Genomic DNA, 19482 nt, shown 5'->3' with positions numbered 1-19482 from the left:
GATGTTTTCCCTTGCCGCAGGTCCCCTTGCGGCGAGGGATTTTCTTTTGGTGCCCCCGATTGATTGCAATCTGGGCACGGACTGCTTTGTCCAGCAATATGTTGACCGCGACCCCACTGATGGGGCGCGCGATTTTCGCTGCCAAAGCCTCAGCTATGATGGCCACAAAGGCACTGATTTCGCGCTTAGATCCCGCGCACAGATGGAACAGGGTGTCGATGTAGTCGCCGCCGCGTCCGGCACCGTGCGTGCCATTCGCGACGGGATGGCAGATCAGCTTGTGACGTCAGAAAACCGCGCCGCCCTTGCCGGGCGCGATTGCGGCAACGGGCTGGTCATTGATCACGCCGATGGGTGGTCAACGCAGTACTGCCACTTCAAACGCGGCTCTGTGCAGGTACGCAGTGGTGACAAGGTCACATCGGGCGACGTCCTGGGCCAGGTGGGCCTGTCGGGACGCACCCAGTTTCCACATGTCCATATCACGGTGCGCAAGGATGATGCGGTTATCGACCCATTCGACCCGACCGGCACATCAACCTGCGCGGTGCCAAGCGCCGAAACACTGTGGCAAACCCCCATCGCCTACCAACCGGGCGGTGTGATCGCCACCGGGTTCGCGGATGCGGTGCCCGAATACGACACCATCAAGGCCGGACAGGCGCACAGGGCCGAACTGCCCGCAGACGCACCGGCACTGGTTGTTTTCGGCTATATCTTTGGCGCGCGCGCAGGCGATACCCTGCATCTGCGCATCACCGGACCTGACGGAGAGGTCATCGACCGTGCCGTCGATCTGGACCGTACCCAGGCCCAACTGTTTCGCGCCATCGGCAAGCGGCGACGCGATGCGCATTGGCCTGTGGGTATCTATGAGGGCACGGCCACTCTGATCCGCAGAGCCGAGATTATCGGCACTCAGCGCAATGTGGTCGAGATTCGCTAGACGCTATTTACCTGTGAATTTCAGCTCGATCCGTCGGTTTTGCGCGCGCGCTTCGGGTGTGTCGGCAGGGTTAAGCGGCTGATACTGGCCAAACCCGTTGGCAGACACGCGGGTCGGTGGGATGCCAAGGAAGTTCACCATGTATTTCACCACGGACAGGGCGCGTGCCTGGCTCAGCTCCCAGTTGTCCGCAAAGGCCCCTGCCCCCGACAGGGGCACGTTGTCGGTGTGCCCATCAACCTGAATGACCCAGTCGATTTCGGGGGGGATATCGTCTGCGATGTTCCGCAGAATACCCGCGATCTTGGCAATCTCGCCCTGACCGAGCGCGGACAGATCGGCCCCGCCCGGCGGAAACAGCACTTCGGACGAAAACACGAACCGGTCGCCCACGACCTGCACGCCCTCTTGTGCGCCCAGCACATCGCGCAATTGCCCGAAAAACTCCGAGCGATAACGCTCAAGATCCTGAGCCTCCGCCTCAAGCCGCTTGCGCTCGGCCTCTTCCAACTCGCGCCGCCGCCGTTCTTCGGCAGCCACACGTGCCAGCGCCGTGTTGAGCTCAGATCCAAGCGATTGCAACTGCACGTCCTGTGCCGCATCCCGCGCGACCGCATCGTCCAACAATGCCTGCAACTGGCCCAATTGTGCGCGCAAAGCGGCCACTTGCTGGTTAAGCAGTTCGGTCTGGCGTTGAGCCGCAAGCGTGGCCGCCTCTTCGACGCTGAGGGCTTCGCGTGCGGCCGCCAGCAAATCCGCCCGGGCCTGAGACTGATCGGCCTGTTCCTGCAACGCCCGTTCTGCGACAGCTTTTTGGGCGAGTGCATCCACCAAAGCCGCCCGTGCCTCAGCTCCATCGGCGTCCAGTGTTTGCGCATCCTGCTCGGCGGCCAGTTGTGCGGCCAAGGCGGCCGCCAGTTGATCACGCAACGCCGCACGGTCCGAGGCCAAGTCACTGTTTTCGCTTTGCGTCCCCTCCAACTCGGTCAGGGCTGCGGCCAGCTGCGCCTCCAGCTCTACCACGCGGGCTTGGGTTTCTGACCGGTCCTGCGATGCGTTTTGTGTGGCCAACAGGGCCGCGGCGAGTTGCGCATCAAGGTCCTGCTCGGCGGCCCGCGCAGCGGCCAAAAGCGTGAGGGTATCCTCAGCCTCCTGTCGTTGCGCCTCAAGGGCGAGGGTCATGGCCGTCAATTCAGCATCGGCCTGCTCCAATCGCTCACGCAAGGCTTGCGCCGCCGCCGCCTCGGCCAGTCGGGCGGCTTCCTCATCACTCAACGATGTCTGCGCGGCCTCGAGATCCGCCTGTAGCCCTGCCGCCTGTTCAGCCGTGTCCGCATTGCGCGCACGCAAGTCCGCGATCAACGCCTGCAACGCCTCGGTACGTGCAGCTGCCAGCCGGGCGGTTTCGGCTTGTGCGTCCACTTCGGTGCGGGCCTGCGCCAGCGCGAGATTCAACGCCTCTTGCTCGGACAGCAATCGGGTTTGGGCCTCTTGCAACCCCGCAATCGTGTTCTGGGCCCCGTCACGTTCGGCGATCAGGGCGGCCACCCGTGCCTCAAAGCTGGTAATCCGCGTTTGGGCTTCGGTCAGTGCCGTTGCCTGCGCATCGCGCTCTGCCGTCAAATCGCGGATCAGCGCCGCTTGGGAGTCCACCTGCGCCTCGGATTCGGCCAACGTGGCATTCAGCGCCGACAGACGCGCGTCCAACTGGTTTGACCGCCGCTCCTCCAGCCCCAAGGCATCGGCCAGAGCCGCAACCTCACCGGCAAGCTGGTCCAGTTCGGTTTCCTGCCCGGTGATCGTCTCACGCAAGACAAATTGCACCACCATGAAAATGGTCAGCACAAACATCAGCACCAGCAACAGGCCCGTCATCGCATCCACAAAGCCCGGCCAGATCGAGGCCTGAAACCGTTGCCCTGTGCGCCGCGACAGTGCCATGATCAGCTGCTTTCCGTTTCAGGGCCCTGACGTGCAGACCGGGTCGCACTCGCTTTGCGGTTTTGACCGCGCGGCTGGCTGAGCGCTGTGGCCAGTGCCGACAGGTCGGCGCGCAACTCGGCCATGGTTTCCTGGCGGCCCGCGCTGATCTCTTCGAGAATGCGCAACATCTGCACATCAATCGAGCGTAACCGCATCCGGCTTTCTGCATCAATGCCGTCGCCTGTGCCTTGCCCTTCAATGGCTTCGATCAGCCGATCCTGCCCCTCTGCCATGCGCTGCAAAATGGCCTCGCTGCCGCCCTGTCCCCGCATCTGAGCCGTCATATCCCCGACCGCATCCGCCAGCTTGCCCAGCTTTTCATCAACCATCGACCGGCTGATGTCAGATTGGGTGAACATGGTTTGCAGGCTCTCCATCTGTTCGGCCAGATGATCAATCACCCCGGCCATCGCCGTCTGATCGCCTGTCACATCGCCTTCATTACTAAGGCCGACACGGGTGATCGAGCTTAGCCATTCTTCCAACTCCCGGTAAAATCGGTTCTGGCCGTGACCCGCAAACAGCTCAAGCAGGCCCACGATCAGCGACCCCGCCAAACCCAGCAATGACGAGGCAAAGGCGACGCCCATCCCGTCAAGCTGGGATTCCAACCCGGTCATAAGGCGGCTGAACACCTCGACCCCCGCTTCACCATCTTGTGGCGCAAGGCTGCGGATCGTCTCGACAAGGGCGGGCACCGTGGTCGCAAGGCCATAAAACGTGCCCAAAAGACCAAGGAAAATCAACATACTCACGATATAGCGCGTGATCTCGCGCACCTCGTCAATCCGGGTCGCAACCGAATCAAGGATCGAGCGGGTCGAGGACGCCGAAAGCTGCATCCGCGCGCCCCGAGAGCGCAGCAGCGATGCCAAGGAGGCCAGCAATTGCGGGGCTTTGCCGCTGGCAGAGGGGCCGTCCGCGGCAAACCCTTCGATCCAGCGCACCGAGGTGATCAGCTGATAAACCATCCAGAAACAGGACACGACGCCGATCAGGAACACGAACATGATGAACCCGTTCAGATACGGGTTGGACCGAAACACCGGCAGCACGCTTGGCAACGCCAGAAACGCGCCGAACCCTGACAGGATCAACACAATCAGCATCAATGCAACTTGGCGCACCGGTTGGGAAAAGTGCGGTTGGGCCTCGGGTCTGGTCTGTGCCATCGGCTGGCTCGTGACCTCTTCTTTTGCTCTGCTCTGGTGGCAATCTATCTCGAATTGAGCCAGAGCGCCAAGGGTTTATGCCGAAATCGCAGCAACCCGGCGGGCCAGCCAATCCAGGTCGGGATCCGCCACCCCAAGGGCGTGGAGATGCTCGGCCGTGTTGAGCAGATATTCGCGGTTCGGCCCCCGCCCGCCATGGGCACGGGCGATGATCTGTGCCTGCTCTTCCAACGGCAGCCCACCACAATATTGGACATGATCCGCGTCGATCACGTATGTGACCGCCGTCACGCGACGCCCATCGGCCAAGCCGATCTCAAGCATCTTCTCCAGATACGCGGACGAAATCAGTTCCCGTTCGCGCAAATAGGCAAGCGTGGTGTCCTCCTGCCCTTCGCTCACCCGCAGTGCAACGCCATCACATCTGGCATCGGCCACCTCATCCAATGCCAGCACCAAACCCGGCTCCGCTTCGGTCCCACGGTGGTGGATCGAGCGCATGCAGAACGAACGCGCGTAGCCGGGCAGTGTCGCCATACGCTGCTCGGCAACCTCAAAACCCGGATTCCACAACAGACTGCCATAGCCAAATACCCACATCGCCATTGCCTCTGGTCCTTTCCGTTTCAGGTGCGGTAGACCCGATTTCAGGGCAGAGGGAAAGAGCGGCAATGCGCAAACTGTTGTGGATACTGGCACTATGTGCGATGGCGTGGTGCAGTTGGTGGTGGGCGGCCTCGACCGGGCTGCGCGGCAGTATCGAGGCGTGGTTTGCGGACCGGGCCGAGGCCGGCTGGCAAGCGGACCTGTCCGGGATCAACGGGGGCGGTTTCCCCCTCATCCTGGTTGCCGAGTTGCGCGATGTGGCGCTGGCCGATCCCGACGCCGGGCTGGCCATCGAAACCGACAGGCTGGACATCACCGCCCCGGCTTGGTGGCCCGGCGATGTCACCGTGTCACTCAGCGACGGGCCAATCCTGCTCGCCTCACCCTTGGGGCGCTCGACCCTCACCATGTCAGGCGGCGTTATGGCGCTGAACCTGCACCCAGGCACCGCGCTTGAACTTGAGGCCCTTGGGTGGACATCGGGGTCATGGCAGGTGGCTGATCCGCGCGGCGTGCAGGTGCAGGCTGACACGCTGACCCTGTCCATGACGCAGACGACCGGTGCCACATACGCACTGACGGCGCGCGCCGACGGGTTCGCACCGGGGGACACCGCACGTGCCGCGCTCCGGCTACCCGAAACGATCCCACGCGCCTTTGACAGCCTGCAACTGAACGCCGATGTCATCTTTGATCGCCCGTGGGACCGGCGCGCGCTTGAGGCCCAACGCCCTCAACCCCGCCAGATTGACCTGCATCTGGCCGAGGCGCGATGGGGCGACCTGAACCTCAATATCGCGGCCAGTCTTGTGGTTGATGATTCGGGGACACCAGAAGGCAGCGTCGCACTTCAGGCCGAAAACTGGCCAACCATGCTGGATCTGGCCGAAACCTCCGGCCTGCTGCCCCCGCAACTGAGACAACAGGCAGACAGCATATTGCGCGCCCTCGCCCGTGCCTCGGGCAACGAGGCCACATTGGATGTCGATCTCGCGCTCAAAGATGGCGCGGTCTATCTCGGCTTTATCCCAATCGCGCCCGCACCCCGCCTCATCATCCGCTGACCCCACTCTTTCTTTTGACCAGAAATACCGCGGGGGAGCCCGGAGGGCGGGGGCAGAGCCCCCTAAAACATCGGGTGCGCGCAGCGCTCAATCAAATCAACGGCAATAGGGGCCGCTGCGGTACCGTGCTGTATCAAAATGAAAATGATCGCGATGAAACCGATCTGAATTGGGTCCAAGCACGGTGCCAAACGGCCCGCACGCCGCCTTGTGCATCGAGCGCAGCGCGCGACGATGCCGTGAACTCCAGTCGTTGAGCACGGTCAAGGTCGATCCGTCCTGCAAGGTAAAGCCCGATATATCAATCGCGCGCCCCTTCCCGTGTTCCGAGATACGGGCTCCACGCTGATTGTTGCGTGTGCGACAAGCATAATGCGCCGCCACACGATATCGGGCCAAACCGCCACCTGTGTTGCGCAATGCGGGCTTGGCCCCTTTTTCCGTCCATTTTTTCAACGCCTTGGCGGTTGAGCAATCCATCACCGCCGCCTGGCTCAGCACCACACCGGACACCGAGCGCAAGCGCACCGCATCCTGAATGCCGCAGCCTGCAATCCGTCCGGGCACTGCGCCCACCACGTCGCCTTGCAGATCCACATCGCCACAGACCTGCCCTTTGCGCCGTTGTGCACGGCGCGACATGATGCGCTTTTCAATGGCGCGCGGACGCAAGGACGGGCGGAGCGATCCGCCAATAACCGCAGCCGGGGTTGCCGTCGCCTGCGTCCGCACAGGTGGTATGAACGCGCCGTTGCGCGCGTCCGTTCCAGCCCGCGCCACGGGCCGCTTGGACACATCCGGCGCGGACACCGCACTTGTCGCGAAAAGCGACAGGATCAGCAGCAACGCTTTCACCGCTTGGCTCCACGTCCGAAATCGGGCGCGTCGGTGTCCTGCCCCGCCTCGATAATGCCGCGCCGGATCGCGCGGGTGCGGGTGAAATAGTCGTGCAGGTGATCGCCGTCGCCTGTGCGGATAGCCCGTTGAAGGGCGAACAGCTCTTCGGTAAAGCGCCCCAAAATCTCCAGGGTGGCGTCCTTGTTCGTCATAAACACATCGCGCCACATGGTCGGATCGCTTGCCGCAATCCGGGTAAAGTCGCGAAACCCCGCGGCCGAATATTTGACCACTTCCGTATCCGTCACGCGGCGCAGATCATCCGCAACACCCACCATCGTATAGGCAATCAGGTGCGGCGCGTGGCTGGTCACAGCGCAGACCAGATCGTGGTGGTCAGGCTCCATTTCCTCGACGTTGGAGCCGATCGCCTCCCAAAAGCCGCGCAGCCGCGCCACCGCCGCCGGGTCACTGCCCTCCGCCGGGACCAGCAGGCACCAGCGGTTGTCAAACAATTCCGCAAAGCCGGACTCCGGCCCTGAATGTTCGGTGCCTGCCATCGGGTGACCCGGCACGAAATGCACGCCCTCCGGCAGGTGCGGCCCCACCGCGTCAATCACCGCACGCTTGACCGATCCCACATCACTGACCGTCGCACCGGGTGCCAGATGCGGTGCCATTTCAGCCGCAACCGCCCCCATCGCCCCGACAGGCACGCATAACACCACCAGATCCGCCCCTTCAACGGTTTCGGCAACACTGTCGTAAACCCGGTCACACAGTCCAATCCGGCGCGCGGTGTCGCGCGTCTCGGCGGTGCGGGCATAGCCGGTAACTTCGCCCGCCAAATTACCCCGCTTGATGGCCCAGAACATGGACGAGGCGATCAGCCCCAGCCCGATCAGGGCGACACGATCATATGTGCTCACGCGGCTGCCTCCTCGCGCCAACGGGTCAGGGCCGCGATCACGCGACCCGTCTGATCCGCATCCCCAACCGTGATCCGTAGCCCCTCGGGAAAGCCGTAGCCCGCGACCCGGCGCACAAGGATGCCGCCTGCGTTCAGCGCCGCCTCTGCCGCATCCGCCTCAGCGACGGAGCCGGCACGCGCCAGCACAAAATTGGCGTGGCTGTCATCGCAAGCGAGCCCCAACTGGCGCAGTGCACCTGTGAGCCGCGCCCGCTGATCCGCATTCAGCGCCACACAGTCGCGCACCCAGGCGGTGTCGCGCACCGCCGCCTCCGCCGCCGCCAGTTGGACCACCGACAGGTTAAAGGGTTGGCGGATACGCATCATTACATCGATCAATTCCGGCGCGCCGTAGCCCCATCCGATCCGCAAGCCGCCAAGGCCATAGATCTTGGAAAATGTGCGCGTGACCAGCACGTTGGGCAGCGCGCGCGCCAGCGAAAGCCCCCCGTCATAGCCTTGCGCAAATTCAACATAGGCCCCGTCGATCACAAGGATCACATGGGACGGCAGGCTACGCGCCAACCGCTCGACCTCTGCCATCTCAAGCAGGGTGCCGGTCGGATTGGCCGGATTGGCGAACATCACGATCCGGGTTCGGTCCGTGACAGCGGCAAGGATCGTGTCAACGCTCACAACCCTCTCGTCTTCGGCCACACGCACCGGGGTCGCCCCGGCCATGTTCGCAAGGATCGGGTACATGGAAAACCCGTGCTCGGTATAGACAATCTCATCACCGGGGCCGGAAAACGCCTGGGTCACGAATTGCAGCACCTCGTCCGAACCGACCCCGCAAATGACACGCTCGGGCTCGACCTCCCACACCTCGCCAATCGCTGCGCGCAGGCCCGCGTGATCGGTCGAGGGGTAGCGGTGCATGCCCAATACCGCCTCCGACACCGCCTTGATCGCCACGGGCGGTGCGCCAAGCGGGTTCTCGTTCGAGCTGAGTTTCAGCACATCCTCCACACCCGCGAGATGCGACGCCCCACCCTGATAGAGCGCGATGTCCATAATGCCGGGTTGCGGGGTGATGCGGGTCATTGGGGCCTCCGTGGTTGGAAGCCGTTTTACGGTCCACACGCCAAGGTGACCAGTGACAAAAGACCGCTAGCTCGTGGTACCCCGCGCGGGCTTCCATTTGAACCCAACGCGGATAATGCCGTGATCGTTGGTGCCGCTTTCCTTGTGATCATCGTAATTCAGGTGATCATTTTGCACCGTCATCTCGTCAAAGGCCCATTTGCGCCGCTTGGAATTGTCGTAAAATTCCTGACTGAACAGGATATGGTCAAGGCTTTCGCGCTGCCCCTGATAGACGTGGGTGTAATAGACATCGCGCACGGATCGATATTCCTGCATGGTCTGTGCGGTATAAAGCGCGTTGTCACCGCCCCCCGTGGACAAGGGGGACAAATACGTGGGCTGCTCGGACAGGATGTTCAGCGTGTTGCTGTCCTTGCCATCGTTCATGTCACCGATCACGACGACGGGCGTGTCCGAGCCTTTGACGATGTTCGTGACCAACACGCGCAACGCTGCGGCCTCGGCGGTGCGGCGCACAGTCGATATGGCGTAGCCAAGCGCGTTGGCGTGGGGGCCGTGCACATCCTTGTCATACCAGCTGCGCTCGCGCCAGATCTGCGTGGGTCGGCGCGATTTGAAGTGGCACACGAACACGTGGATGGCAGGGGTGCGCGGATCGGGCTGGACCTGAAAGTGCAGCACGGGCCGCGAGAAGGTGCTCAGTTTGACTTCGATGAAGTCCTGTTGCGGATCATCCCCGCCCGACTTCAGGACATATTCGGGGGGAAAGTCGGTGATCCACTCCGGCGTACCCACCAGCATGTCATTACGCACCACCGCCGCGCACACGATCCGTTTGCCATTATGGTCCGGCGGAACAAGAGCGGTGTAGTCGTCCGCGATCCCGCCTTCGGTCAAGGCTTGTTCCAACGCCTCTTTGGCCCAAAGTTCCTGAATGCCGATCACATCCGCATCCAGCAGCGCCATCGTGGCGGCCGTATAATCAATCTTGCGCTGATAAATGCCTTGATCCCACCCGTCGCGGTCGCCGTAAATGGCGTCACCGGGCAGTTGCAAATTCAACAGATTGAAGCTCGCAAAGGAAATGTCGCGTGCGCCCATCTCAAGCCTCCAACGTCCTTAATCAATAGTTAACGTCTATCACAGGTCGGGCACGGCGCGAGATACTTTTGCCGCACGCGCAATCGACCGCCCCGGTGTGGAGAACGGCACGGATCGGGCGACTGCCTTAGCTCGCTTTTGCCATCTTTTTCAGGCGCTTCTCGCCCTCTTCCAGCACCTTCTGTTCCAGTGCAGAGATAAAGGCGCTGTCCTTTTGCAAGCCTTTCGCCGCCAGCTTCTCATAGGCTTCAACGCTGGCCTCGTTGCCCGTCATCTTGTCGGCGATGCTGGCATAGGCAGTCTTGCCCATCAGTTCGGTCAGCTTTTTGGCGGCTTCGATGGTCACGTCCGCACCTTCGCGCGAGGCAAATTCCATCAGCTCGGCCTTGCTGAACTTGTCGCCATGCTTGGCCACCATTTTGACGAACAGCGACTTTTCCATGGCCCGGCTGAAATGGGTGCCCGCCATATCGGCAGATCGTTTCTGCCAGCCGGTGTCGAATTTCTTGAGCGATTTGAAAGACGCACACCCTGCAAGCCCGCCGATCAGCGAATTAGCCAGTGCATCCACAATCCGCTTTTCATCGATCTTTTTGCCCGCCGCGGCGTCCTTGGCGAGGTTGCCCACTTCGGCAATCGCCCCTTTCATCATGTTCTGCCCCACGCCCGAGCCCAAGATGGCCGACACCACCTTGAGCGTGTATTTCTGCATGCGCGTGTTGAACTGTCGGGTGGCGGCCTGACTAACCTTGGTCACCACGCCCTTATAGGCCTTGGAGGACAGCGACGCCCCAAGCGAGGCCGCAACGCCGGTGATCATCATGTTGCCCAGCACCTTCTGGGTGGACGCCTTGGGATCAAATTTGTCGTTGGCCGCGTATTCGCCCAGTTCTCCGGCGGACACCTTCAGGCCCTCGCAGCCCACCGCCGCCATCACCTGCGCCCGTTTCGGGTCCATCCCGCGTGTGGTGATCAGGTACCCGGTGGCCAGCACCTCAAGCACCGCAAACGACCCTTCGGATACCACTGTGGCCCCAAACGCCCCCCACTCGGCCCGCTTGGTGTATTTGGTGTTGTAATCCTTCCATTCCTTCACCGCTTTCTTGTGCAGTTTGGTGGTCTGGGCGCACAGCTTTTTGACCTTTTTCCAGTCCACTTTGGACCGGTCCGTGGCCGCGATCACCTGGCCCGCGGCCGCACGGGCATTCAGCGCGGCCTTGGCCGAGGGCGGATCGGACAGGCCAAAACCGTGCATCCCAATCGCCACCATCGCATTCAAATAGCCATCCTGCCCCGCCATCGTTTCTTCGACGTTGCGGATCAGTTTTTCGATCACATCCGCTTCGGACTGTACCGACTTGGCATTGTTGATGATCTTGCGCCGGGCCTCGATCTCAAGCCGGATGAATTCGTCCACCTCGATCAGCTTGGTCTTGCCTTTTTCGACCACCTCATAGGCCTCGAAATTGGCAATCATATCGCGGTAACGGAAATATTTGACGGCCCCCGCATTCCACGTCTTGTCGCCGGGCTGGATCACGCCGTTGATGTCGCCCTTGGACAACTTGCCCTTCGAGCCCTGATACATCCGGATCATCTTGACCAGACCCGCGTTCATCTTGCCCGTCATCTTGTAGGGCGCGCCTTGGGCAATCAGCCACAATTCGATAGTGGCGATATCCTTGGGCTTGTTCCCCGGTTTGGGGTCCTTGCATTTTGGATCACCCACGGGGGCAGACAATTTGTTTTCCATTCAAAAACTCCGACAAAACAACAGCAGCAACCGATACCGGGCAGAAATTTCCCGGAAGATACGCCATGGTACTGTCAGAATTTCCGCACGCAAAGGCAGCAATTCCTTACCATAGAAAAAGGCCGCCCCGAGGGACGGCCTGATGCAGGATAAAGCAAGGCGTGCTGCCTGATGCTTAGTTCTTGGCGTAAAATTCGACGACGAGGTTGGGTTCCATCATCACCGGATAAGGCACATCGCCCAGAGACGGTGTGCGCACGAATGTCGCGGTCAGCTTGGAGTGATCGACGTCCATGTAGTCGGGCACGTCACGCTCGGGCAGCTGTGTCGCCTCAAGGATGGCCGTCATCTGTTTGGAGCGATCGCGCACTTCGATCACGTCGCCTTCTTTGACGCGGTAGCTGGGGATGTTCACCTTCTTGCCGTTCACACGGACGTGGCCGTGGTTCACGAATTGGCGGGCGGCGAACACGGTCGCGACGAACTTGGCACGGTAGACAACCGCGTCGAGGCGACGTTCCAGCAGGCCGATCAGGTTTTCACCGGTGTCGCCCTTGACCCGTTCCGCTTCGGCATAAATGCGGCGGAACTGCTTTTCTGTCAGATCGCCGTAGTAACCTTTCAGCTTCTGCTTGGCGCGCAGCTGAATGCCGAAATCCGACAGCTTGCCTTTACGGCGCTGACCGTGCTGGCCGGGGCCATATTCACGACGGTTGACGGGGGATTTGGGGCGGCCCCAGATGTTCTCGCCCATGCGGCGATCAAGTTTGTACTTGGCAGCTGTGCGTTTTGTCACGGCTGATCTCCTTCGGTTCAGGTTTCCAAAGGGCGTTGTCCTCTGCCTGGATTTTGCCAGACCGACAGGAAACCCCTTGCGGGGGCCACCAACACCAATGAATGCGCGCTTATAGCTGCGGTCTGGACAGAGTCAACGCCCCTTTGGACCCGGTGCGAGGGCGGCACATTCGGCATGGCGAAAACATGTTGTTATGTGGTCATTTACCAGCCCGGACGCCTGAAGAAACGCATAGACGATGGTGGGGCCACAGAATTTGAACCCCTCTTTCTTGAGATCTTTCGAGATTTGGGTGGATAGCAGGGTAGAAGGCGGCACCTCCGCTTCGGTTTCCCAATGGTTTTGCAAAGGTACACCGTCGAAATATTTCCATAAAAACTGATCGAACCCCTCCCGGGCGTTAATCTTTTGGAACATCTGTGCGTTAGTGATCGTCGCTTGAATTTTGCCGCGATGACGGATGATGCCCGGGTTGGCCAACAGGCGCGCAGCGTCATCCTCGCCCCAGTGCGCGATAATGTCAGGATCAAATCCGGCAAAGGCGTCGCGAAAATTATCGCGTTTTTTCAGTATAGTTATCCAGCTCAAGCCCGCCTGAAACCCCTCAAGGATCAACTTTTCCCACAATGCGCGCGCCCCATATTCCGGCACGCCCCACTCTGTGTCGTGATACTCCGCGTAGATCCGTTCAGGCCCCGCCCAACCACATGCATCGCCCATATCAGACCCCTTTTGGTTAACGTGGAAAATTAGAACAAAATGCAAACATTAAGACTGTTTTTACGTCAATGGCGCAATGCTGGCCAGAGGATTTGATTTAGGGGGGTCGCTGCCGGGCCATGCCAAATTATCGACCGATTGACGTGCCCCCTGGGGCTGAAAACCCGCTTAGCGCCGCGATCAGTGGGCGTGATCGCGACACCCTTCATATGGTGGACCAAGCGGTCAAACATCAACAGACGCTGCTTGCCTTTCAGCCCGTGGTCGTCGCGCGGGAGCAGGCGCGCGTGGGCTTTTACGAAGGGTTGATCCGCGTCATGGATGAAACCGGGCGGATCATCCCGGCCAAGGACTTCATGCCCGTGGTCGAACGGACCGAGTTGGGCCGTGAAATCGATGTCGTCGCGCTGAACATGGGCATGCGCACGTTGCACGAAAACCCCTCCGTGCGGCTGTCGATCAACATGTCGGCGCGCTCCATCGGGTATCAACGCTGGATGCAGACCCTGAACCGCTGGCTGAAAAAAGACGCCTCGGTGGGGGAGCGGCTGATCCTCGAAATCACCGAAAGCTCTGCGATGGACCAACCCGAGCTGGTTGTCGATTTTATGAACCGGCTCAGCACACGCGGCATCTGCTTTGCATTGGATGATTTCGGGGCCGGATATACCGCGCTGCGATATCTCAAGGATTTCTATTTCGATGTGCTGAAAATCGACATGCAATTCTGCAATGGCATCGCGGACGATCCCGATATGCAGGTGCTGACCCGTGCCATGATCCAGATCGGGCAGCACTTCGATATGCTGGTCGTTGCCGAGGGGGTAGAACGCCTCCGGGACGTCGACATGCTGGTCGAGATGGGTGCCGATTGCCTGCAGGGGTATTATTTCAAGGCACCACAAGTCCGGCCAAGTTGGCTATCCGGTGATAAAAACAGGGTGAGCAAGGCGGGAATGCGTGCCTGAGACATGCTGTCTGTTTGCGACGGCGACGCGAATCCGGTATCGCAACGTCAACGCGAGGCGATTGGGGGCACTCTCACCAGAGTTGTGGTGCCCGCTCCCGACTTGATCCTCGTTCACCAGACAGAGGATTTGTTCAAATGACCGATATCGTCATCGCATCCGCCGCCCGCACTGCCGTTGGCAGTTTTGGTGGCTCTTTCGCCAACACACCCGCCCACGATCTGGGCGCAACCGTGCTTGAAGCCGTCGTGGACCGGGCAGGTATCGACAAATCCGAGGTCTCCGAAACGATTTTGGGTCAGGTTTTGACAGCTGCCCAAGGCCAGAACCCCGCCCGTCAGGCTCACATCAACGCCGGTCTTCCCAAACAGGCCGCTGCATGGTCGATCAACCAGGTCTGTGGATCAGGTCTGCGCGCCGTCGCTTTGGCTGCCCAGCACATTCAATTGGGTGATGCGGACATCGTTATCGGCGGTGGTCAGGAAAACATGACGCTCAGCCCCCATGCCGCTCCTTTGCGCGCCGGTCACAAAATGGGTGATATCCAATATATCGACACCATGATCCGTGACGGCTTGTGGGATGCCTTCAACGGGTATCACATGGGTCAGACAGCAGAAAATGTCGCGAATAAGTGGCAAATCACACGCGACACGCAGGACGAATTCGCCGTCGCCAGTCAGAACAAGGCCGAAGCCGCCCAGAAAGCTGGCAGATTTGCGGACGAAATCACCGCCTTTACCGTGAAGACCCGCAAGGGTGACCTCGTGGTCGATGCCGATGAATACATCCGCCACGGTGCCAACCTTGAAGCGATGGCCAAGATGCGCCCGGCCTTCACCAAGGAGGGGTCGGTCACTGCGGCGAACGCATCCGGTTTAAACGACGGGGCCGCAGCCGCCCTGATGATGACCGCCAAGAACGCCGAAAAGCGCGGGATTGAGCCGCTCGCGCGCATCGCGAGCTACGCGACCGTGGGCCTTGACCCGTCGATCATGGGTGTCGGACCAATCTATGCAAGCCGAAAAGCGCTGGAAAAGGCTGGCTGGAAACCCGAAGATCTCGATCTGGTCGAAGCCAATGAAGCCTTCGCCGCCCAAGCCTGTGCTGTGAACAAGGACATGGGTTGGGATCCATCGATTGTAAACGTCAACGGCGGTGCCATCGCAATCGGTCACCCCATCGGCGCGTCCGGTGCGCGCATCCTGAACACCCTGCTGTTCGAGATGAAGCGCCGCGATGCCAAAAAAGGGCTTGCCACATTGTGCATCGGCGGCGGTATGGGCGTTGCCATGTGTCTTGAGCGGGGCTGATCCAGATCAAGGCGGCACCGACCCGTGCCGCCTTGATCCCCTAAATGATCGCTGAAACATGACGGTATCGCGTAACAATCTTGCGCGCACCACCAATATAAGCGACATAAGATTACAAATAACCCGGAGGAGTTCCAGCCATGTCCCGCGTCGCCCTAGTCACCGGAGGCAGCCGAGGTATCGGTGCCGCCATTTCCACAGCCCTCAAAGATGCAGGTTACGCGGTCGCGGCGACCTATGCTGGCAATGACGAGGCTGCGGCCAAGTTCACGGACGAGACCGGCATCAAGACCTACAAGTGGAACGTCGCGGCTTACGACGACTCCAAAGCAGGCCTTGAAAAGGTCGAAGCCGATCTGGGACCCATCGACGTTGTGGTCGCAAATGCAGGCATCACCCGCGACGCCCCCTTCCACAAAATGACGCCGGAACAATGGCATCAGGTGGTCGACACGAACCTCACCGGCGTGTTCAACACCGTCCATCCGCTATGGCCCGGCATGCGCGAACGCAAGTTCGGGCGGGTCATCGTGATCTCGTCGATCAACGGCCAGAAGGGCCAGTTCGCACAAGTAAACTATGCGGCGACCAAAGCGGGTGATCTGGGCATCGTGAAATCGCTAGCGCAGGAAGGCGCGCGCGCAGGCATTACCGCCAACGCGATCTGCCCGGGCTACATCGGCACCGACATGGTCATGGCCGTCCCTGAAAAGGTCCGCGAATCGATCATCGCGCAAATTCCTGCGGGCCGTTTGGGCGAACCGGAAGAGATCGCGCGCTGCGTCGTCTTCCTTGCCTCCGACGATTCCGGGTTCATCAACGGCTCGACGATTTCGGCCAACGGCGCGCAGTTCTTCGTCTAACAAGCTGATTAAGATATAAAAAAGGGCCGATGCATCGCTGTACCGGCCCTTTTCACATTCCGTAAGATGGTGCACACATCAGCGGAAAGCCTTGCCTCCGAACAACCAACCCCACGCTTCGGCAAGAACGGCACCACGTTCGGTATGAGCTTTCTGGATGGCGTTGCGGATGGCGGGATTTGCGGATGTCTCAAACATGGTGTCGTTCCCTGTGATCTGATGTCAGTTGACTTGAGGTGAATATGCGCCTTTGGTCGGCATCCGACAAACGAGACTTTTCATCCCTTCACTTAAGTTATAATTAACTGAACATGCCTGATCGCCTGCCCCCTCTGACCGCGATGCGCGCCTTTGATGCCGCCGCGCGTCATATGTCATTCGCAAAAGCAGCGGATGAGTTGCACGTCACGCCTGCCGCGCTCAGCTTTCAGATCAAATCCCTTGAGGAACATCTGGGCGCGCAGTTATTTCGCCGTCTGAACCGAGCCGTGGAATTGACCGAAGCCGGGCATGCCCTCGCGCCCGGTGTCGCAGATGGGTTTCAGGCGCTGGCTGCGGCGTGGCGTGCCGCCGAACGTACCCAGGACAACCAGACATTGACCGTCACGGCGGGGCCAGCCTTTACCGCAAAATGGCTTGCACCGCGCCTTTATGAATTCGCCCAATCGCACCCTCAGGTCGAACTGCGCTTTTCCGCATCCTTGAAGATGATGGACTTTGGCCGCGATGCCATCGACGTTGCGATCCGGTTTGGATACGGCAAGGATGAGGGGCTGTATTCGATCCCATTGGCCGAGGAATGGGTGTGCCCGGTGATGACCCCCGAATTGGCGCGCCGTTTTCCAACGGTCGAAAGCCTGAAGGACGCGCCCCTGATCTTTGACGACAGTATCGGATTTCTAAAGCCGCGCAGTGACTGGCAGACGTGGTTTCGCGCAGTCGGGATTGAGCATGACCCGCAGAACGGCCCACGCTTTAGCCAGGCGGATCATGCCATCGACGCAGCCCTCGCCGGGGTTGGTGTGGTGCTCGGCCGCCGGGCGTTGGTGGTCAAGGATGTTGCGGACGGTCGTCTTGTGCTGCCGTTTCCGATTGCACTCGACACCGGGGTCCGCTTCCGGTTCTTGTGCGCGCAAGGGGCGGAAAGCCGTCCGCAAATCACTGCCTTTCGGGACTGGATCGTGACTGAAATCGACAAGACAAGTCATATCACAGAGGCGCTGACCCGCCTGCCATCCGCCGATTTTCAGACCCCATGAGCCGCAACGCAGCCACTTTGATCGGGTTCGTCGCCGTCCTGCTCTGGGGTGTTCTGGCGCTGTTCACCGTAGGGTCTGCGCCCACGCCGCCCTTCTTGCTAAACGCCATCTGTTTCAGTGTTGGCGGCACTTTGGGGCTGGTTTGGACGGCGGCCTCTGGTGGTTTGGGGCAACTGCGCACCGTGCCAGTCCACGTCTATCTGCTCGGCACATTGGGATTGTTTGGATACCATGCGCTCTACTTTTCGGCCCTGCGCCTTGCCCCTGCGGCAGAGGCAAGCCTGATTGCCTACCTTTGGCCCCTGTTGATCGTGCTGATGTCCGGCCTTTTGCCGGGCGAGCGGTTGCGCACAGGCCATGTCATCGGAGCGGTCATCGGCTTTGGCGGTGCCGCGTTGATTGTCACCGGCGCAGCCACCGGGTTTCAGGCAGATGCCCTGCCTGGCTACGCCTTGGCGATGGCCTGCGCGCTCACCTGGTCCAGCTATTCGGTAATGTCGCGTCGGTTCGGAATGGTACCCACGGCATCGGTCGCGATGTTCTGCGTGGCATCTGCCGCACTATCCGTGCCCCTGCATCTGATTACCGAAACGACGGCCTGGCCCGAAGGGGTGACAGGATGGGGCAGCGCAATCGCGCTTGGTCTTGGGCCTGTCGGGCTGGCCTTTTACGTCTGGGATATTGGCGTCAAACGCGGCGACATCCAGATTTTGGGCACCGCATCCTATGCAGCACCGCTGCTGTCGACGATTGTACTGGTAATGGCTGGGGTTGCAGCACCAAGCTGGTCGCTTGTGGCCGCTGCCGTGCTGATCACGACTGGCGCGCTTTTGGCAGCGCGCGCCAGCCTGCTTGGGCGCGACTAGCTGGACAGCCGCGTGATTTCTTCTTTCAATCGGAGTTTTTGTTTTTTCATGGCGGCGACTTCGATCTGGTCGACCCCCGGTGAGCGGACGGCCATTTCGACCTCGTCACTCAATGTCTGATGCTTCTTTTTCAACTGTTCGAGATGGGCTGTCACGCTCATAAAATACTCCTTGCTGATAAGTTGCACGTACAGCCAAGCACAGGTTCAGGTCTGTGTCACGCCGCATGCGCAGCATATGGCCGATTCAATCGGTTCGATATTAACAACCAGTTAATTCAACAGCGCCGCGCCGTGGCGCAAAACAGCCTCGATTTCAGGGACATAGCTGATCCCGTCCCGTTCATGCCGCGCGCCTTTGTGCAGAATAATTGGCGGATGCAGACAAAATTGCGCCCGACCTTCTTTGCGTGCCCGGAAAATCACCAGTTCTGCCGGTCTTCCAATCCGCGGGCAAATGGGCCAGACTTCGGGGCTGCCAAGCCGCCCAGTGGTGCCCGCCAGCAACTCAGGCAACCGTTCGGCGCGGTGGATCATGTGCAGGTATCCACGATAGCGCAGCCGCCGCGCTGCCGCATCAATCCAGGCGGCCAAGGGTGTATCATGCCCACGCGCCCTTTCGCGCCCCTGATCCGCCGCCGACCGCCCCGCCCTGCGATCAAAGAAGGGGGGATTCGCCAGCACATGATCAAATTGCAACTCGTGAAGGGCCGTGGGCAAGTTCGTCAGGTCGGTTTCAAACACCTTCAGCCCATTGCGCCGCGCAAGGGCGGCATATGCGCCTTGCCGCTCTACCCCTACAAGGTCAAGTCCCGGTACACGCGCCCCAAGGCACAACGCCGCTGCCCCGACACCGCAGCCCAGATCCAGCACTGTTTCACCCGCTTTGGCGGGCACGGATGCGGCCAACAGCACCGGATCAACCCCGGCACGATAGCCCGCACGCGGCTGCCACAAATGCAGTTTACCGCCCAGAAACGCATCACATGTCAGATCATTGTCCGAGGTCGATGTCATTGTCGCGCACCACGCGCAGCGCGGCGTCATAATCATCGCTGCGCACCATAAGTCGGCGGGGGAAAATGCCGATGCCCCCTTCGAGGATGCTCATGTTTACGTCCATCTGAAAGCAGTCTATATCCTCGCCTTCAAGAAGGGCCGAGGCAAAGGCGATGATCGTCGGGTCAGTGCTGCGCAAAAGTTCCTTCATATCATGGAT

The 19482-nt window shown here is 60.5% G+C and carries 20 protein-coding genes; 7 read left to right on the top strand and 13 right to left on the bottom strand.

Annotation, left to right across the window (positions count from 1 at the left end):
* The first annotated feature begins 49 nt into the window (after positions 1 to 49).
* Complete coding sequence (locus Q0859_RS13630) at positions 50 to 946, top strand: M23 family metallopeptidase (RefSeq protein WP_366523203.1); 897 nt, start codon at positions 50 to 52, stop codon at positions 944 to 946.
* Between the two features lie 3 nt (positions 947 to 949).
* Here Q0859_RS13630 and Q0859_RS13625 read toward each other — a convergent pair whose 3' ends face one another.
* The 3 genes from Q0859_RS13625 to Q0859_RS13615 form a co-directional block, all read right to left on the bottom strand.
* On the bottom strand, positions 950 to 2887 hold the full coding sequence (locus tag Q0859_RS13625; RefSeq protein WP_299151993.1) for a peptidoglycan -binding protein: 1938 nt from the start codon (positions 2885 to 2887) through the stop codon (positions 950 to 952).
* Between the two features lie 2 nt (positions 2888 to 2889).
* Positions 2890 to 4101 (bottom strand): biopolymer transporter ExbB, encoded by a 1212-nt coding sequence (locus Q0859_RS13620; RefSeq protein WP_299151992.1) that lies wholly within the window; start codon positions 4099 to 4101, stop codon positions 2890 to 2892.
* Positions 4102 to 4176: 75 nt separating this feature from the next.
* Positions 4177 to 4707 (bottom strand): gamma-glutamylcyclotransferase, encoded by a 531-nt coding sequence (locus tag Q0859_RS13615; RefSeq protein WP_299151990.1) that lies wholly within the window; start codon positions 4705 to 4707, stop codon positions 4177 to 4179.
* A 65-nt stretch (positions 4708 to 4772) separates the two neighbouring features.
* Between Q0859_RS13615 and Q0859_RS13610 the strand changes: the two genes are divergently transcribed.
* The gene (locus tag Q0859_RS13610) at positions 4773 to 5771 is read left to right on the top strand and encodes a DUF2125 domain-containing protein (protein ID WP_299151989.1); all 999 of its coding nucleotides are present in this window, start codon (positions 4773 to 4775) and stop codon (positions 5769 to 5771) included.
* A 96-nt stretch (positions 5772 to 5867) separates the two neighbouring features.
* Here the strand turns inward: Q0859_RS13610 and Q0859_RS13605 are convergent, their stop codons facing one another.
* The 7 genes from Q0859_RS13605 to Q0859_RS13575 all read right to left on the bottom strand — a co-directional run bounded on the left by Q0859_RS13605 (position 5868) and on the right by Q0859_RS13575 (position 12995).
* Positions 5868 to 6626, bottom strand: a complete 759-nt coding sequence (locus tag Q0859_RS13605; protein WP_299151988.1) for an extensin family protein — start codon at positions 6624 to 6626, stop codon at positions 5868 to 5870.
* Positions 6623 to 7537: a prephenate/arogenate dehydrogenase family protein gene (locus Q0859_RS13600; RefSeq protein WP_299151986.1), complete on the bottom strand. Its 915-nt coding sequence runs from the start codon at positions 7535 to 7537 to the stop codon at positions 6623 to 6625. Before Q0859_RS13600 ends, Q0859_RS13605 begins: the two co-directional genes overlap by 4 nt.
* Positions 7534 to 8622 (bottom strand): histidinol-phosphate transaminase, encoded by a 1089-nt coding sequence (gene hisC, locus Q0859_RS13595; RefSeq protein ID WP_299151984.1) that lies wholly within the window; start codon positions 8620 to 8622, stop codon positions 7534 to 7536. The genes Q0859_RS13600 and hisC overlap by 4 nt, the downstream gene beginning before the upstream one ends.
* Positions 8623 to 8688: 66 nt before the next feature.
* Positions 8689 to 9726: an endonuclease/exonuclease/phosphatase family protein gene (locus tag Q0859_RS13590; protein ID WP_299151982.1), complete on the bottom strand. Its 1038-nt coding sequence runs from the start codon at positions 9724 to 9726 to the stop codon at positions 8689 to 8691.
* 127 nt (positions 9727 to 9853) lie between these two features.
* Positions 9854 to 11479, bottom strand: a complete 1626-nt coding sequence (locus tag Q0859_RS13585; protein WP_299151981.1) for a hypothetical protein — start codon at positions 11477 to 11479, stop codon at positions 9854 to 9856.
* A 175-nt stretch (positions 11480 to 11654) separates the two neighbouring features.
* Positions 11655 to 12275, bottom strand: a complete 621-nt coding sequence (rpsD, locus tag Q0859_RS13580) for a 30S ribosomal protein S4 (RefSeq protein ID WP_299151980.1) — start codon at positions 12273 to 12275, stop codon at positions 11655 to 11657.
* A 132-nt stretch (positions 12276 to 12407) separates the two neighbouring features.
* On the bottom strand, positions 12408 to 12995 hold the full coding sequence (locus Q0859_RS13575) for a DNA-3-methyladenine glycosylase I (RefSeq protein WP_299151979.1): 588 nt from the start codon (positions 12993 to 12995) through the stop codon (positions 12408 to 12410).
* A 119-nt stretch (positions 12996 to 13114) separates the two neighbouring features.
* On the opposite strand from Q0859_RS13575, the gene Q0859_RS13570 reads away from it, so the two are divergent.
* The 5 genes from Q0859_RS13570 (at position 13115) to Q0859_RS13550 (ending at position 18264) form a co-directional block, all read left to right on the top strand.
* Positions 13115 to 13963, top strand: a complete 849-nt coding sequence (locus Q0859_RS13570; protein ID WP_299151978.1) for an EAL domain-containing protein — start codon at positions 13115 to 13117, stop codon at positions 13961 to 13963.
* Positions 13964 to 14100: 137 nt separating this feature from the next.
* Positions 14101 to 15276 carry an acetyl-CoA C-acetyltransferase gene (locus Q0859_RS13565; protein WP_299151977.1) on the top strand — a complete coding sequence of 392 codons (1176 nt, stop codon included), beginning with the start codon at positions 14101 to 14103 and terminating at the stop codon, positions 15274 to 15276.
* 140 nt (positions 15277 to 15416) lie between these two features.
* The gene (gene phbB / locus Q0859_RS13560; RefSeq protein WP_299151975.1) at positions 15417 to 16139 is read left to right on the top strand and encodes an acetoacetyl-CoA reductase; all 723 of its coding nucleotides are present in this window, start codon (positions 15417 to 15419) and stop codon (positions 16137 to 16139) included.
* A gap of 311 nt (positions 16140 to 16450) precedes the next feature.
* Positions 16451 to 17398, top strand: a complete 948-nt coding sequence (locus tag Q0859_RS13555; RefSeq protein ID WP_299151974.1) for a transcriptional regulator GcvA — start codon at positions 16451 to 16453, stop codon at positions 17396 to 17398.
* A complete protein-coding gene (locus Q0859_RS13550; protein WP_299151973.1) occupies positions 17395 to 18264 on the top strand; it encodes an EamA family transporter in 870 nt (289 codons plus the stop codon). Before Q0859_RS13555 ends, Q0859_RS13550 begins: the two co-directional genes overlap by 4 nt.
* Here the strand turns inward: Q0859_RS13550 and Q0859_RS13545 are convergent.
* From Q0859_RS13545 to Q0859_RS13535, 3 genes are all read right to left on the bottom strand, one after another.
* Positions 18261 to 18425, bottom strand: coding sequence for a DUF465 domain-containing protein (locus tag Q0859_RS13545; protein ID WP_299151972.1), 165 nt, complete (start codon positions 18423 to 18425; stop codon positions 18261 to 18263). The two genes, Q0859_RS13550 and Q0859_RS13545, sit on opposite strands and share 4 nt — an antisense overlap.
* A gap of 111 nt (positions 18426 to 18536) precedes the next feature.
* On the bottom strand, positions 18537 to 19280 hold the full coding sequence (locus Q0859_RS13540) for a methyltransferase (RefSeq protein WP_299151971.1): 744 nt from the start codon (positions 19278 to 19280) through the stop codon (positions 18537 to 18539).
* Entirely contained in the window at positions 19258 to 19473 is a 216-nt protein-coding gene (locus Q0859_RS13535) for a DUF2007 domain-containing protein (RefSeq protein WP_299151970.1), read from the bottom strand. The genes Q0859_RS13540 and Q0859_RS13535 overlap by 23 nt, the downstream gene beginning before the upstream one ends.
* Positions 19474 to 19482 lie beyond the last annotated feature (9 nt).

Source organism: uncultured Tateyamaria sp. (assembly GCF_947497045.1).
Lineage (GTDB): Bacteria > Pseudomonadota > Alphaproteobacteria > Rhodobacterales > Rhodobacteraceae > Tateyamaria.
The sequence above is the reverse complement of the archived record's forward strand: the minus strand, read 5'-3'. Positions and strand labels throughout refer to the sequence as shown.